At 71.7% G+C, this 15,473-nt stretch carries 15 protein-coding genes; 4 read left to right on the plus strand and 11 right to left on the minus strand.

The window, feature by feature from the left end; translation table 11 throughout:
- The 6 genes from I0C86_RS22700 to I0C86_RS22725 all read right to left on the minus strand — a co-directional run.
- The coding region (locus tag I0C86_RS22700) for a hypothetical protein (protein WP_196203290.1) at window positions 1–499 on the minus strand (499 nt) is incomplete at its 3' end.
- 2 nt (window positions 500–501) lie between these two features.
- Window positions 502–1,266, minus strand: a complete 765-nt coding sequence (locus I0C86_RS22705) for a helix-turn-helix domain-containing protein (protein ID WP_196203291.1) — start codon at window positions 1,264–1,266, stop codon at window positions 502–504.
- Window positions 1,267–1,364: 98 nt separating this feature from the next.
- On the minus strand, window positions 1,365–2,339 hold the full coding sequence (locus I0C86_RS22710) for an asparaginase (RefSeq protein WP_196203292.1): 975 nt from the start codon (window positions 2,337–2,339) through the stop codon (window positions 1,365–1,367).
- A 45-nt stretch (window positions 2,340–2,384) separates the two neighbouring features.
- Window positions 2,385–3,227: a BKACE family enzyme gene (locus tag I0C86_RS22715; protein WP_196203293.1), complete on the minus strand. Its 843-nt coding sequence runs from the start codon at window positions 3,225–3,227 to the stop codon at window positions 2,385–2,387.
- 123 nt (window positions 3,228–3,350) lie between these two features.
- On the minus strand, window positions 3,351–4,463 hold the full coding sequence (gene ygfZ, locus I0C86_RS22720) for a CAF17-like 4Fe-4S cluster assembly/insertion protein YgfZ (RefSeq protein ID WP_196203294.1): 1,113 nt from the start codon (window positions 4,461–4,463) through the stop codon (window positions 3,351–3,353).
- Window positions 4,460–4,891, minus strand: a complete 432-nt coding sequence (locus I0C86_RS22725; RefSeq protein WP_196203295.1) for a Fur family transcriptional regulator — start codon at window positions 4,889–4,891, stop codon at window positions 4,460–4,462. The genes ygfZ and I0C86_RS22725 overlap by 4 nt, the downstream gene beginning before the upstream one ends.
- A 64-nt stretch (window positions 4,892–4,955) precedes the next feature.
- On the opposite strand from I0C86_RS22725, the gene I0C86_RS22730 reads away from it, so the two are divergent.
- Window positions 4,956–5,804, plus strand: coding sequence for an aminotransferase class IV (locus tag I0C86_RS22730; RefSeq protein WP_196203297.1), 849 nt, complete (start codon window positions 4,956–4,958; stop codon window positions 5,802–5,804).
- Between the two features lie 79 nt (window positions 5,805–5,883).
- Here the strand turns inward: I0C86_RS22730 and I0C86_RS22735 are convergent, their stop codons facing one another.
- Window positions 5,884–6,462 carry an FABP family protein gene (locus tag I0C86_RS22735; RefSeq protein WP_196203308.1) on the minus strand — a complete coding sequence of 193 codons (579 nt, stop codon included), beginning with the start codon at window positions 6,460–6,462 and terminating at the stop codon, window positions 5,884–5,886.
- 170 nt (window positions 6,463–6,632) lie between these two features.
- Window positions 6,633–6,737: a small membrane protein MtfM gene (gene mtfM / locus I0C86_RS44770; protein WP_267145312.1), complete on the minus strand. Its 105-nt coding sequence runs from the start codon at window positions 6,735–6,737 to the stop codon at window positions 6,633–6,635.
- Between the two features lie 25 nt (window positions 6,738–6,762).
- Between mtfM and I0C86_RS22740 the strand changes: the two genes are divergently transcribed.
- Window positions 6,763–7,125 (plus strand): DsrE family protein, encoded by a 363-nt coding sequence (locus I0C86_RS22740; protein WP_196203298.1) that lies wholly within the window; start codon window positions 6,763–6,765, stop codon window positions 7,123–7,125.
- An 11-nt stretch (window positions 7,126–7,136) separates the two neighbouring features.
- On the opposite strand, the gene I0C86_RS22745 is transcribed toward I0C86_RS22740, so the two are convergent.
- Together I0C86_RS22745 and I0C86_RS22750 are read right to left on the minus strand one after the other, a co-directional pair.
- On the minus strand, window positions 7,137–8,006 hold the full coding sequence (locus I0C86_RS22745; RefSeq protein ID WP_196203300.1) for a hypothetical protein: 870 nt from the start codon (window positions 8,004–8,006) through the stop codon (window positions 7,137–7,139).
- A 237-nt stretch (window positions 8,007–8,243) separates the two neighbouring features.
- A complete protein-coding gene (locus I0C86_RS22750) occupies window positions 8,244–8,717 on the minus strand; it encodes a winged helix-turn-helix domain-containing protein (RefSeq protein WP_196203301.1) in 474 nt (157 codons plus the stop codon).
- A 313-nt stretch (window positions 8,718–9,030) separates the two neighbouring features.
- Here I0C86_RS22750 and I0C86_RS22755 point away from each other — a divergent pair, with 313 nt between their 5' ends.
- Window positions 9,031–13,431, plus strand: coding sequence for a S8 family serine peptidase (locus tag I0C86_RS22755; RefSeq protein ID WP_407676339.1), 4,401 nt, complete (start codon window positions 9,031–9,033; stop codon window positions 13,429–13,431).
- A gap of 110 nt (window positions 13,432–13,541) precedes the next feature.
- On the opposite strand, the gene I0C86_RS22760 is transcribed toward I0C86_RS22755, so the two are convergent.
- Window positions 13,542–14,282, minus strand: coding sequence for a class I SAM-dependent methyltransferase (locus tag I0C86_RS22760; RefSeq protein ID WP_196203305.1), 741 nt, complete (start codon window positions 14,280–14,282; stop codon window positions 13,542–13,544).
- A gap of 158 nt (window positions 14,283–14,440) precedes the next feature.
- Between I0C86_RS22760 and I0C86_RS22765 the strand changes: the two genes are divergently transcribed.
- Window positions 14,441–15,473 (plus strand): serine/threonine-protein kinase (locus tag I0C86_RS22765; protein ID WP_196203306.1); only part of this gene is annotated, 1,033 nt, incomplete at its 3' end.

The following is a 15,473-nucleotide window of genomic DNA, read 5'->3' on the forward strand; positions in this document are numbered from 1 at the left end:
CCTTGACCTGCTCGACGACGTCGGCCGGGGTGCTGCTGGCCGGGGTGGCGGTCACCGCCGGGGTCTCGGTCGCCTCAATGTCGGCGTTCACCGTGTCGGCGGCCTGTACGACGCCCGAGCCGACAACCCGCTCGCCCCGGGCGACGAGTTCGCCGTAGACGGCGAGGGCCCGCTCCTGGGCTGCCTGGGCACCGGCCACCACCACTGCCGCGTTCCGGATGGTCGCCTCGCGCAGCCGGTCGAGGTCCAACTCGCCGTTGGCCGCGCGGTTGCGCAGCGTCGCCGGGGCGGTGCTGGCGTTGCGCAGCGTCAGTACCGCCTTCTCGCGCAGTTCGGCGGTGGTCGCCACCGCCTTGTCCCGCAGTTCGGTCCGGCTGGCCTCGTCGCCGAGCCCGTTCACCACGGCGGGCAGCCGGCGGAGCTGCTGGTAGGCGATGTCTCCGGCGCCGGCCACGGCGTAGAGCGGGGCGGGGATGCGGGTCGTTCGGGGCTGGCTCATGGCTACTTCTCCTCGTCAGTGGCCGGGGTGGCCGGCGGGGCCGACGGCGCGGCCTTCTTGATCGCCTTCTTGGCGACCTTCTTCACGGGTGCGGGTGCGGGTACGGGTGCGACCTTCGCCGTGGACGCGGCATCCGCACCGGGCGACGGGCTCGTCGGCGACGGGCTGGTCGGCGACGGGCTGGTCGGCGACGGGCTGGTCGGCGACGGGCTGGTCGGCGACGGGCTGGTCGGCGACGGGCTGGTCGGCGGTGCCGCGGCGGCGCCCGCCTCGGTCACCGCCACGGATTCGAGTACGGCCTCAGCCGGCGATCCGGCACCGCCGCCAGCGGACGCGGTGGTGCCGGCCGGCGTGGTCGGTCCGGTGGTGGTGCCGAAGGGCTCGGGAAGTCCGGCATCGTCGACGTCGTCCGGCTCGGCGTGCCGGAGGTTCTCCCGGCGGAACGTCTCGTAGATCTGGGCCAGCGACTGCTTCTGCGGCATGGTGAGGTCGGGATCGGCCGCGATGGCCGCGAGCACCCCCTGTCCCTCCCGGTCGTCGAGCAGCCCGGCGCGGAGGTACATCACCGGGGTGGAGACGCGCAGGGCGCTGGCCAACTGCTGGAGCACCTCCGCGCTCGGCTTGCGCAGCCCGCGCTCGATCTGGCTCAGGTACGGGTTGCTGACCCCGGCCTGCTCGGCCAGCTGCCGCAATGAGATCTTCGCGTTACGGCGCAGGTCACGGATGAACCCACCGACATCGCGGGGAAGGTCCTTCGGATTGGCCATGAGTCCGACGGTAGCGAGCCGCGCTTGCTCCTGCAAGCAAAACGCTTGCGATAGTTAGCGATGTCTCAGGGAGGAGCCGCTCGCCGCCCGCCGGACGATCACCAGCGGGCGCGTACGGAGCCGACGGGCTCGCCACCGCCGGACAGGACCGACTCGGCCAGGATGTCGAGCACCGGGGCATCCAACGCCGCCCCGTGCACCGACAGTCGGCGCAGCGCCGAGACCAGCACCGGCATCCGGGCCCGTGCCGCACCGTCATCGATCTTGATTGCCACCGCCCCGACCCCGGGCAGCGCCACCGCGACCACGCCCTCCGCGCCGCTCTTGGCGAGCAGCCCGGGAATCCCGGTCATCAGCCGGGTGTCGTCCCCGTCGGTGCCGGCCACCATCAACGGATGGGCCCGCATCGCGTCGGCGACGGCGCGCGCCGCCGAACCCTCCTCCGCCGACACCAGCCGCAGGTACGCCCCGGCCAGCCCGGTCAGCGAAACGGCCAGTACCGGAGCGCCGCAGCCGTCCACCCCGACGGCCGCCGCAGACTCGCCGGTGAACTCCTCGACGGTCGCGGTGATCCGCTGCTGCAACGGATGATCGGGCTGCCAGTATCCCGCCACCGGCCAGCCGGCGGCCTGGCAGGTCAGCAGCATCCCGACATGCTTGCCGGAACAGTTCATCCGGAGCCGGGACGCGCTGCCGCCGGCCCGGAGCACCGCGTCGCGGGCGTCGTCCGACAGCGGCAGGTCCGGCGGGCAGCGCAACGCCGACTCGTCCAGCCCGGTGGTACGCAGCAGCGCCTCGATCCGCGCCAGATGGTGGTCCTCGCCGTAATGGCTGGCGCAGACCACGGCCAGGTCGGCCGGGTCGTCCAGGCGCAGCCCGGAGCGGATCATGCCGATCGCCTGCATCGGCTTGTTCGACGAACGGGGAAACACCGGCGCCCGGACGTCGCCGGCCGAGGCCAGCACCGCCCCGTCGGCGTCCAGCACCACCACGGAACCCCGGTGTACGGACTCCACGAAGCCCGACCGGACCGCCTCCACCAGCGGAACGCCGCCGTTGTAAGTCTCACCCATGGTCGGGGACCTTACCGACCAGCCCGGGACGATGCCCCGACGGCTCTAGCGATGTGGTGCGAGTCCCAGCAGCTCACGCGCCTGCGTGGTACCCAGCGGCGGGCGCTGGGCCAGCTGCGCGAGCCCGACCGCGCGAGCCACGAGTTGCAGGTTCGACTCGACCGGGCGCCCCTTGGCGTAGGTGACGGTGTCCTCCATGCCGACCCGCAGGTGCCCGCCGGCCGAGACCGAGGCGAGCATCACCGGGATGGTGCTCCGACCGATGCCGGTCGCCGAGAAGGTCGTCCCCTCCGGCAGGTCCCGCAGCGCCTGCCGGCAGGCGACCAGCGCCTCGGTGCTGCCCGGCATGCCGCCCGGCACACCCATCACGAAGTCGACGTGCACGTGCCCGCCGGCCGGCAGGCCGTACCGGTCGAGCAGGCGGTGCAGCGCGGTCAGGTGGCCGAGGTCGAAGATCTCGTACTCGGGCACGATGCCCCGGTCCTGCATCCGGGTGTGCAGGTCGACGATGAACTCCCAGCGGTTGAGGAAGACGTCGTCGCCGAAGTTGACCGTACCCATCGTGCAGGAGGCCATCTCCGGGCCGGCGTCCAGCACCGCCAGCCGGTCCGCCTCCGGATCGGTCACCGCGCCACCGGTGGAGAGCTGCACGATCAGGTCGGTGCCGTCCCGCAGCGCCGCGACCGTGTCCCGCAGCCGACCGGCGTCGAGGGTGGGCCGGGCCTGGTCGTCCCGGATGTGCACGTGGATCACGGCGGCGCCGAGCGCCTCGCACTCCTTCGCGGTGAGCAGCAGCTCGTCGAGGGTCACCGGCAACGCCGGGACCTCCAGCTTCGCCGACTCCGCGCCGGTCGGCGCGACCGTGATCAGCGTCCCAGTCGTCGTCATGCCGGCGATCCTAGCCCCGGCCGGTACCGCCAGCCGACGGCCGCTGGTCCGGGTCGACGGCCGCTGGTCCGGGTCGACAGCCGCTAGTCCGGGTCGACGGCCGCTGGTCCGGGTCGACGGCCGCTAGTCCGGGTCGACGGCGGCGGCGGAGTCGCCGACCATCAGCGCCGCGTCGTCCGGGACCGACCGCTTGAGCACCGCGAGCGCGACCGGACCCAGCTCGTAGTGCCGGACCGCCGTACCGACGAACCCGACCGTACGACCCTCGACGGTCACCGGGGCGCCGACGGCGGGCAGCTCGTCGGTGGTCACCCCGTCGAAGTGCAGCAGTACCAGCCGGCGCGGCGGACGCCCCATGTTGTGCACCCGGGCAACCGTCTCCTGACCCCGGTAACAACCCTTGTCCAGGTGTACGGCGGGACCGACCAGCCCGACCTCGGCCGGAATGGTCCGGTGGTCGGTCTCGAAACCGACCCGGGGCAGCCGGTCCGCCACCCGCAGCGCCTCGTACGCCCACAGCCCGGCGACCGGCGTTCCCGCGGCGGTCAGCGCGTCGACCACCTCCGCCATGGCGGCACGCGGCACCAGCAGATCGATTCCGAGCCGGACTCGACGGGCCCAGCCACCGGCCGGCAGCGGCTTCACGTCGTACACGATGCTCGGGCGGGGTGGCACGGAGCCGGCGGCGAACTTCGGACCCGGCACGCCGAGCGCGTCCGGTTCGACCAGCCCGGTAACCCCGAGCACCGCGACGGCCTCGCCCGCGCGCGGGCCGACCAGTGACAGCAGCGCCCAGTCGGCGGTCGCGTCCCGGGGGTCGACAGGGGTGAAGAAACGCATCTTCTCCAGGTACGTCAGCAGCCCGGCGGTGTTCCCCGGCTCGGTGTCCAGCCAGGTGGTGTCGCCGTCCTCGGCGACCATGGCGTGCTGCTCGACGTGCCCGTGCGGGGAGAGGACCAGCAGCTCACTGCCCTGGCCGGCGGTGAGCGAGGCGAGGTGCTGACTGGTCAGGGTGTGCAGCCAGTTCGTCCGCTCCGCCCCGGGTACGGCGATCACTCCCCGGTGCGACCGGTCGACCAGGCCCACCTCGGTGGCGAGCAGCCGCTGCTCGCGCATCGGGTCGCCGTAGTGGGCGGCCACCGGGCGTACGCCCGCCGCCGCGTGCTCCGGGTCCGGCTGGTCCCGGGTCTGCTCGTCGATGGCCTCCACCGTCACGGCACCCGCGATGTCGATCATTCCCGCCGCTCCTCGCACTCGGTCCTGCCGCAGACGCCGAAGAGCGCCACGTGCCCGATGTCGACCTGGAAGCCCCGCTCGGCCGCCAGCTTGTCGGCCAGCGGCCCGAAAACCTCCGGATCGACCTCGTCCACCGACCCGCAGAGCCGACAGACCAGGTGTACGTGGGTGTCCTCACCCGCGGCGTGGTACGTCGGTGACCCGTGGGACAGGTGCGTATGGGTAACCAGTCCGAGGCGTTCGAGTAATTCCAGGGTGCGGTAGATAGTGGTGATGTTCACTCCGGCGGCGACCTCGCGTACCGCCGAGTGCACCTGCTCCGGCGTGGCGTGGCCGAGTTCGAGCACGGCTTCGAGGACCAACTGCCGCTGCGCGGTCAGCCGCAGTCCACGGGAGCGCAGCATCTCCGCCAGCGACGATTCCGACACCGGCAAAGCATAGTGCGGAACGCCGGGCACCGTCCGGAGGGCCAGGACGGCTAGCCTCGATGGGATGCCGAACCCGCAGGTGATCGTCGCCGTGCTGGGTCGAGGCGTGGTGCCGGTCGACGAGCCGGTGATCCGCGCCGACGACCGGGGCGTACTGCACGGCGACGGCCTCTTCGAGACCATGCACGTCCGGGCCGGACGTGCCTGGCTCGCCGGGGACCACCTGGCCCGGCTCACCCGGTCGGCGGCCGCCCTCGACCTGCCGTTGCCCGACACCGCCGCACTCCGCGAACTGCTCGACACCGCCTGCGCCGGCTGGCCGGCCGGGACCGAGGGGGCGCTGCGGCTGGTCTGCACCCGGGGACCGGAGGGCGGAGGACCCGGCACGGTCTACGCCACCCTCGCCGAGGTGCCGCCCGCGTCCCGTCGCGCCCGGCGGGACGGAATCACCGTGGCCACCCTTCCGCTCGGCGTGGCCGCCGACGCCCGTACCCGCCGGCCGTGGCTGCTCGCCGGGGTCAAGAGCATCTCGTACGGGCCGAATCAGGCCACCCGGCGCTGGGCGGCGGCCAACGGGGTCGACGACGTCCTCTGGACCTCCACCGACGGGTACGCCCTGGAGGGGCCGAGCGCCAACCTGGTCTGGCTGGCCGGGGACGAGTTGTGCACCGTACCGGCCGAGAGCGGGATCCTGCCCGGCGTGACGGCCGACTGGCTGCTTCGGCACGCCGGGAACCTGGGCTTCTCCCCAATTCGCCGCAACGTCGCCCCGGAGGAGCTGCGGGCGACCGGCGGGGTCTGGTTCACCTCGTCCGTACGCGGGCTCGCCGAGGTCCGCGTGCTGGACGGCACCCCACTGCCCGCCTCCCCGCACACCCCCGCCATGCGCGACCTACTCGGCTTCGATGTATGAGGCCGTGTGTGAGGAGAGGGGTGTAAGGAAGGGCCCCTTCTTATCGTTTTCTGTATAAGAAGGGGCCCTTCCTAACACCTCAGCCGCCGACGCGGATCAGGCGTGCCGAGAGGTGCGGGGAGAGCGGGTGCCCGACCGCCGCCATGTCCTGGGCGTAGAGCAGAGCACCCTCGACGATCCCGTAGAGGCGGTGCCCGGCGGTGACCTCCTTGGCGGTCGACGTACGCAGCACCGCGTCGGTGACGATCTCGACCCGGGTGCCGGTGACCTTGCCGAGGTGGAGTTCCATGATCCCGGTTGGAACGGCCAGCATGACCTCGAGTTCGTCGGTCGCGGAGCCGTCGTCGTTCAGGACCGGTCGCCACCAGCCGACCTCCCGGCCGGCCGGGCGGATCGGCTGGCTCTGCTCGTCGAGCAGCCAGGAACGGGACTCGTAGTGCAGGAACGGTCGGCCGTCGTGGCTGATCCGGATCTCCTGCGCGTAGTCGAAGTCCTCGATCGTGGGGAACCCGCCCCGGCCACGCCCCCGCCACAACCCGACGTACGGCAGCAGACCGAGCAGGGCCGGATGCAGGTCCGGGCCCTTGCGCAGGTCGTACGTCTCCTCGTAGGGATACGGGTCGACCGGTGGCGCGTTCAGCCAGGGCGGCGGCTGCATCGGGTTGTCGCTGTCGCTGTCGCTCTCGCTCACCGGCTCACTCCTCGCACTCACCAACGTCCCTTCCGTTCGCGACTGCGGGGCTCGCAAGACCGGCTCACTCCTCGCACTCACCAACGTCCCTTCCGTTCGCGACTGCGGGGCTCGCAAGACCGGCTCACTCCTCGCACTCACCAACGTCCTCTCGAAATGCGTACCGCCAGATAGACCAGGCAACCCGCGAGCGCGCCGAATCCCGCCACCAGCAGGCTGACGAACCCAATCTCGGTAACCATGACGGGTTGATCCTATGCTGGCGGCATGGCTCGCACCCTGGTCGTCAAGGCCACCGCCGGTTCGGACTCACCGGAACGCTGTGCCCAGGCGTTCACCGTGGCCGCCACCGCGGTCGCGTCCGGCGTCGACGTGTCACTCTGGCTCACCGGCGAATCGAGCTGGTTCGCGCTGCCGGGCCGGGCCGAGGAGTTCGACCTTCCGCACTCCGCGCCGCTGGCCGAACTGCTGCACGTGATCCTGAGCAGCGGTCGGGTCACCCTCTGCACCCAGTGCGCCGCCCGGCGGGAGATCACCGAGTCGGACGTGCTGCCCGGGGTACGGATCGCCGGGGCGGCGGTGTTCGTCGAGGAGTCGGTGGCCGACGGCGCCCAGGCGCTGGTGTACTGAGAAGGACCGGATCAGGCGGGGCAGCCGGTGGTGGTGGCGACCCGGATCCGGCCGTCGCCGCTCTCGACCACCACGCTGACCGCGCCGGTCCGATAGGCGTACACCTCGGGTGTGTCGGTGACGACGACGGTGCCGACGGGCCGGGGCAGCATCGCACCGGGCGGGCCGGTGGAGGTCCCCCGGCCGGCGGAGCGGGCGGTCCGGGCCGTGCCCTGGCCCGGACAGTCGACCGCGATCAGGTCCACCGGGTCGAGATCGGTCGCGCCGAGCGCGGTGAGCACCCGGACCGGATCCTCCTCGGTCGGCGGCGGCGGCGAAGATGTCGTCCGCTCTTCGGATTCGCCGGAGGTCGGCCGGCAGCCGGTCTGCACGGTCAGGCGCACCACGCCCGGTTCGACCAGCTCGCCCTCGACCGCGACGAACTGGCCGGCATCGGCCCGCAGCGCGTCGGCGGCACCGTCGGACCGGTGTCGGACACCCGCCTGGTACGCCGCTGGCAGCCGGCTGGCAATCCGGTCGAGTACCTCGGGTGCCTCCGCTTCGGGGGCGCGGACGGTGATCGCCGCGTCGATGGCGGCGCCGCTGCGGAACAGCGTGATTTCACAGCCGGTCCGCAGCCGTCGCTCGGCGAGTTCGACGACGACGTCCGGTCCGGCCGCCGCGACGAGGTCGCCGAGTGTCCGGTCCACGACCGGCCCCGCCTGCTCGATGCTGCGCTGCTCCCGTACGGTCGGCTCGTCGCGGCGTACCGAGACGTAGGTCACCGCCAGCAACACCACGATCCAGCCCACGAGACCGGCGACCAGCCAGCGCCGGCTCCGCTGGGTGGCCGGAGGATCCGGTTGGCCGGGCGGTGCCAGCCACGGGGGGTCTGTGGTCACGCCCGTCATGGTGGCACGGCGGCACCGGACCGGGGTGCCCGCCGTCGGCGGGCCGGACCGGACCGGGGTGCCCGGACCGGCGGACCGGACCGGCGTGACCGGACCCGCGTGACCACGTCGGCGGACCGGCGTGACCGCATCGGCAGACCCGGCGTGACCGCGTCGGCAGGCCGGGGCGGCTTCCCCGGACCGCCGCTGATCAGCGTGCCCGGGGTGGCTCCACGGGGCCGTGGTCGTTCAGTGGCCCGGCGCGAGGCGGTAGCCGACGCCCCGCACGGTCTGCACCTGCGGTCCACCTTCGACGGCGCGCAACTTGCGGCGCAGCCGCTTCACGGCCGAGTGCAGGATGGCGGTGTCGCCCAGGTAGGCGCCGCCCCAGACCGACCCGAACAGCCGCTCGTAGGTCCACACCCCGAGCGGCGCACTCGCCAGCCGGGCGAGCAGTTCCCGCTCCAACCTGGTCAGCGCCAGGGGTTCACCGCGCCAGGTCACCAGGTGTCCACCCGGATCGACCGACAGGTCGCCGAGGCTCACCGGACCGGGCTCCGGATCCGCGCCGTTTCCGGTCAACGGAAACAACATCGCCCGCAATTCGGACAGATCAGCGCAGATTACGACGGTACCGAAGTCGTCCAGGCGTCGAACCACTCGTTCCCGCACCGCGACGTCCGTGGACACGCACACCACTAGCGGGACTTCTCCGTTTGCCACCCCACTCCACTCCTCCCCCGTCGAATCGGACCCAAGCCAAACTCGTTTGGCCGAGCGAGTCAACAGCGACGCTAACCGATGTCCGTCAGATAACTAGACCCTGACCGAAATACGCCCGGTTACTGCCCCAATACTGGCCGAGATCGGGCATTGATCACTACCCCCTGGAGCAAGAGCATTACTCCAAGCCGATGTGGGGGGCGCAGTCCGTGAGCAAACGTCGGACCCACGCGTGCCGACAGCGCCGGACGTCCCGGAGCTGGGTGATCCGGCACCCGAACGGATCGGGATGCCGAAGAAGCGGGGAGGACCCATGCCACATCGATCCGGATCCGGCAAGCCTGGCCGGCTGAGACTCTGGCGGATGACCGCCGTCGGGATCGCCGTCATCCTCGGCCTCACCGCGCAGCCCGCAGTGGCCACGGCGGCCGAACCGGAGGCCACGGTGAGCGCCGAACTGCTCACCGAGCTGGCCACCGAGGACACCGCCACCTTCACCGTCTACCTGCGGGACCGGGCCGACCTGAGCGGCGCGGCGAAGCTGGCCGACTCGGACGACCGGGCCACCGCGGTCTACCGGCAACTCACCGGCACGGCAGAGCGCAGCCAGCGCGGACTCCGCGCGGAGCTGGACAAGGTCGGCGCGAAGTACCGGTCCTTCTGGATCGCCAACGTGCTCCGGGTGGAGGGCGGCCGGGACCTGGTCGACACCATCGCGGCACGCGCCGAAGTGGAGCGCATCGAACCGAGTCGCACCTACGAACTGATCGAACCTGAACCGATCCGGGCAACCACCGGCGCCGGCACCAACGCGGTCGAGTGGAACCTCAGCAACATCGAGGCCCCCCGGGTGTGGTCCGAGTTCGACACCCGGGGTGAGGACCTGGTCGTCGCCAACATCGACAGCGGCGTCCAGTTCGACCACCCGGCGCTGGTCGGCGCCTACCGGGGCAACACCGGCGGCGGCACCTTCGACCACAATTACAACTGGTTCGACCCGGCCGAGATCTGCGCCAACCCGGCACCCTGCGACAACAACGGCCACGGCACGCACACCATGGGAACCATGGTCGGCGACGACGGTGCCGGCAACCAGACCGGCGTCGCACCCGGCGCCCGCTGGATCGCCGCCAAGGGCTGCGAGACCAACACCTGCTCCGACGGCTCCCTGCTCGCCGCCGGTGAGTGGGTGCTCGCGCCGACCGACCTGAACGGCGGCAACGCCCGGCCGGATCTGCACGCCGACGTCGTCAACAACTCCTGGGGCGGTGGCCGCGACGACGAGTGGTACAAGCAGCTTGTCGACTCCTGGCGCTCCGCCGGCATCTTCCCCAGCTTCTCCGCCGGCAACGACGGCCCGGGCTGCAACACCACGGAGAACCCGGGCGATTACCCCAACACCTACGGGGTGGGGTCGTACGACATCAACAACGCGATCTCCAGCTTCTCCGGCCGGGGCTCGTCCAGCATCGACGGCGGGATCAAGCCGAACATCTCGGCACCGGGCAGCAACGTCCGGTCGAGCCTGCCCGGCAGCAGCTACGGGGTGGGCAGCGGCACGTCGATGGCGGCCCCGCACGTCTCCGCCACCGTCGCGCTGATCTGGTCGGCCGCCCCGGCGCTGAAGGGCAACGTCGCGGCCACCGAACAACTGCTCGACGACTCCGCCACCGACGTCGACGCGCTCACCTGCGGCGGGACCGTCGACGACAACAACACCTTCGGCGAGGGCCGGCTCAACGCGTACCAGGCGGTCAACGCCGCACCGCGCGGCGACGCCGGCCGGGTCACCGGCACCGTCACCAAGGCCGGCACCGGGGACCCGGTCGCCGGTGCCCGGGTGGTCACCGGCACCTTCAGCACGGTCACCGGGGCGGACGGGAAGTACGCGCTGGTCCTACCGGTCGGGGTGCACGAGCTGACCGTCACCGCGTACGGCTACACCGCCGCCACGGCGACGGTGACCGTTGCCCGGGGCGACGTCCTCACCCAGAACTTCGCCCTGGCGGCGGCGCCGATGGCAACCGTCTCCGGCAAGGTCACCGACGGCTCCGGTCACGGCTGGCCGCTGTACGCCAAGATCGAGATCCCGGGCCGACCCGGCGGTCCGGTCTACACCAACCCGGTGACCGGCGCCTACTCGTTCACGGTGCCCGGCAACGCCGACTACCGGCTCACCACCACGGTCAACTATCCCGGATACCGGCCGGTGACCACGGACGTCACGCTCGGCACCGGAACCCGGGCCCTCAACATCAGCGCTGAGGTCTCGCCGAGCTGCACCGCCGCAGGCTATCTCGCCGGGGTCGGCGAACCGCTGCTGTCGGAGAGCTTCGACGGCAGCACGGCTCCGGCCGGCTGGTCGGTGGTCAACCGCACCGACAAGGGCGGCTGGGCGTTCGACGATCCGGGCGCCCGGACCAACCTGACCGGTGGCACCGGCAACTTCGCCATCATCGACAGTGACAAGCTGGGCAGTGGCAACACCCAGGACACCGACCTGATCCCGCCGGCACTGGACTTCTCGGCGGTCAACGCGCCGCTGCTGCGGTTCAACAGCGACTGGCGGGCCGTCGGCACCGGCGACACCGCCGACGTCGACGTCTCGACCGACGGCGGCACCACCTGGACCAACGTCTGGAAGCAGACGGCCAGCCGGCGCGGCCCACGGGTCGAGGAGGTCCCGCTGGACGCGGCGGCCGGGGCGGCGGACGTCCGGGTCCGGTTCCGTTTCCGGGGCACCTTCGCCTGGTGGTGGGAGGTCGACAACGTCCAGGTGGTCAACCGGCTCTGCACGCCGAAGCCGGGTGGCCTGGTCGTCGGCTTCACCACCGACGCCAACACCGGCGCGGCGTTGAACGGTGTCACGGTGGCCAGCGACGGCCAGCCGGCGGACAAGGGCGTTTCGGCGGCGACGCCGGACGACCCGAACATCGCCGACGGCTTCTACTGGCTCTTCTCCAGCCTGACCGGTGCCCAGCCGTTCACCGCCAGGCTCGCGTCGTACCAGGCACAAAGCAAGTCGGTGACGGTGGTCGCCGACAGCACCCGGCAGGCCAACTTCGCCCTCCGGGCCGCCCGGCTGACGGTCACCCCGACGAACCTGGAACTGCATCAGCCGTACGGCAGCACCCGCAACGTCAAGGTGACGGTCACCAACACCGGAAACGCACCCGCCAGTGTGCAGTTGCTGGAACGGGGCGGACAGTTCAGCCTGCTCTCCGCCAAGGGCGCGGAGCTGGTCGAGCACCCGATGAAGGGGATCAGCAAGAGCCGGACCGGCATCGCGTACGGCGCGGGAACGGACACCGTCGCGGCAGCACCACTGATCGACGAGGCCTGGACCCGGGTCGCCAACGCCCCGGCCTCGGTCTTCGACAACTCGGCGGTGACGTTGGGCGGCAAGGTCTACTCGATCGGTGGCGGCAGCGGCACCGGCAACGAACGGAAGACCTGGGTGTACGACCCGGCGGTCAACACCTGGGCCGCGCTGCCGGACATGCCGACGGCCCGGTCGAAGCCGGCGGTCGCCGCGCTCAACGGCCGGATCTACGCCCTCGGCGGCTGGGGCACGGGCTCCACCCCGGTGGCGACGGTCGACGTGTTCAACCCGGCCACCGGTACGTGGAGCACGCTGCCCGGGGTGACGAACCCGGAGCCACGGGCGGCAGCCGCCTTCGCGGTCGCCGGCGGCAAGCTGTACGTCGTCGGTGGCTGTGCCGACAACGAGTGCTCCACGGACTCCGCCGACGCGACGACGTTCGACCCGTTGACCAACCGGTTCGGCAGCGTTGCCGACTATCCGCAGGGCGCCTCCTGGATGTCCTGCGGCGGCATCGGCGGCAAGGTCTACTGTGCCGGCGGGGTCGGCACGGCGGAGTTCAAGAACGGCTACGTCTACGACCCGGCCGGTAACGCCTGGTCGCCGCTGCCGGACATGCCGCTCGACCTCTGGGGCTCCCAGTACGCCGCGGCCGGCGGCATGCTGGTGCTAGCCGGTGGGGCCACCGCCAACTCGACGGTGCTCACCAACCGGACGGTGGCGTACGACCCGGTGGCCGGGGCCTGGGTGAACCTGCCGAACGCGCAGTTCGCCCGGTACCGGGGTGCCGGCGTCTGTGGCGCGTACAAGGTCGGTGGCTCGCCGAGTTCGTTCGTCGGGTCGGCGGAAACCGAACGGCTGGGTGGCCTGGAGGCCTGCCTGGAGGCCGACGAGGCGTCCTGGCTGAGCACCGAGCCGAGCACCTTCACCCTGGCCGCCGGGGCGTCGAAGGTCGTAACGGTCAGTTTGACCGCCACGGCTGCGGCCGGCGTCGCCCAGCCCGGCACCTACACGGCGGACATCGGCCTGGTCACCGACACCCCGTACCCGGTTCCGGTGATCGGGGTGGAGATGAACGTCTCCCCGCCGGCAAGCTGGGGCAAGATCCAGGGCACGGTCATCGGCCGGACCTGTGGCGGTGCCGAGGTGCCGCTGCTGGCGACGGTCCGGGCCAACCTGGTCGGCGACCCCGCCACCGGCTACACGTTGTCGGCGAACAACCAGGGGAAGTACGCCTGGTGGCTGGCGAAGGGCAAGTACGACGTCATCGTCGCGAAGGACGGCTGGGTGCCCCAGGTGAAGCGGCAGCAGATCCAGGCCAGCCTGGTCACCACGCTCGACTACGTACTCGATCCGGTGAACCCGTGTCCCGCCCGGCTCGGCGGGATCTGACCGGCGGACCGGCCGGGTGTTGACCCGGAGGTAGGCCACGATCGGCGGTGCCCGTCGTCCCGGCAGGGGCGGCGGGCACCGCCCGTTTGCCCCTGAGCGTGGCTCCTGCCCTACAGTTCCGCGACGAGCAGCCGGTATCCCCCGTCGAATGTGTCGAGGTCCAGCAGATCGGCGTGCCGCTCGTGCCAGCGTCCGGAGGACAGGTCCGCGGCGAGCCGGTCCAGACCTGACCCGAGGACCTCGTCCCCGACCTGGGCAAGCATCGACATCCCCGCCCGGACGGCCGGATCGAGGTACGCCTCGGGCCGGCGCCAGTACGCGGCGCCGAACCCGTCGGTGCAGTCGTGCGGCACGGGCACCGGTTCCACCCGCGCGTTGCCGAGCAGCGCGGCGAGCCGGTCGACCGGTACGGCCCGGGTGTCGTCGAAGGCCGCCGCCTCCGGCAGGTACTCGCTCAGCAGCCAGAACCGTCGGGTGACCTCCTGATCCCAGGTCAGTACGACGATCCGCCGCCGGGCGACCCGCCGCAGTTCCGCGATGCCCGCTTCGAGGTCGGTCCAGTGGTGCACGGTCAGCAGCGCCATGGCGGCGTCGGCGTGGTCGTCCTCGATCGGGATGGACTCCGCGACCGCCTGGACGACCGGCGCCGATCCCGCCGGCCGCTGCGCGATCATCACCGAGCTGGGTTCGACCGCGAGCACCGTCTGCGGCGGCTCGTAGGAACCGGTACCGGCACCGACGTTGACGACCGTCCGCGCGTCACCGAGAGCCGCGACGATCTGGGCGGCCACCCTCGGGTCGGGTTGCCGGGTGCCGCTGTAGGTCGTGCCGATGTTGTCGTAGACGATCATGCCGACCAGCATGACACCGGGACCGCGAGTCGGTCGGCTCCACAGTGGGCGGAACTCGGGTCGACGGCCGGCTCGGCGACGATTCACCCGGCCGGTGCCGGCTTGCGATATGAATACGATTTTGGATTCGTCACTACGGCGCTGGCAGGATGATCGCCGTGTCAGATGCGCAGTACAGCCACGTGGGGCCACCGGACGCACCGGACCGGTATGAGCTGATCGATCGGCGCGCTGCTGGCGGTGAGGGCGAGGTCTGGCGGGCTCGCGAGCACCACGGTAACGTCACGTTCTCGTACGCGGTGAAGATCTTGCGGGTTCCCGGCGAGGACCAGACCGACCGTGGCCTGGAGGGCCTGCGGCTACAGGCGGCGCTGGCGACCCAACTGGAACATCCGGCGCTGGTGAAGGTCAAAGAGGTGTTCGTCGGCCCGCCGCCGCACCCGGCCGGGAGCTCCACGCTGGACGGTGCGCCGCGACTCTACTTCGTGATGAAGTGGATCGAAGGCCGCAGCCTCCAGGAAATGCTGGAGAACGGCGAGGTCCACGGGCTGGATATCCTTCCGCCGCTGGAGCCGATCGCCGAGGCCATCGACTATCTGCACAGTGGCCGGGACACCGACGGCATACCCGTCCTGCACCGGGACATCAAACCCGCCAACGTCCTGGTCTCCAGCGCCGGACGGGCCTACCTCGTGGACTTCGGCCTGGTCCGGCTGCACAGCACCAGCGGCACCGCCCGGTTGTACGGCACGGCGCCGTTCATGGCACCGGAGTCCCTGGCTCGGGGCGAGTACACCCCGGCCACGGACCGCTACTCCCTCGGCGCGACCGTCTACTACGCCGTCACCGGCGAGATGCCGGTGCCCGGCGACATCGACGGCATGACCCAGCGGCTCACCCGGGCGCTCGGTACGGGGCAGGACCGGGTCGTCCGGGGGATCGTGGCAATGGTCGCGGTGCCCGCCGAGCGCCGACCGCCCGCCGCGGCGGCCTGGGTCACCGCGCTGCGCGGCACACCGCTGGAGACCTCCGTCGGCGAGGCGCCACGGCCGTTGCCGCCGCCCACCTCGGGGCCCTCGGACTATCCGTTTCCACCCGGTTCCCTGCCGCCGGACGGTCCGACGCCGTCGGGCTACCCGCCGCCGACCTCCGGTCCCCCGGGCTACCCGCCGCCGCCCGGCTCCCTGTCGC

Origin of the sequence: Plantactinospora alkalitolerans (assembly GCF_015690345.1) — a bacterium.
Lineage (GTDB): Bacteria > Actinomycetota > Actinomycetes > Mycobacteriales > Micromonosporaceae > Plantactinospora > Plantactinospora alkalitolerans.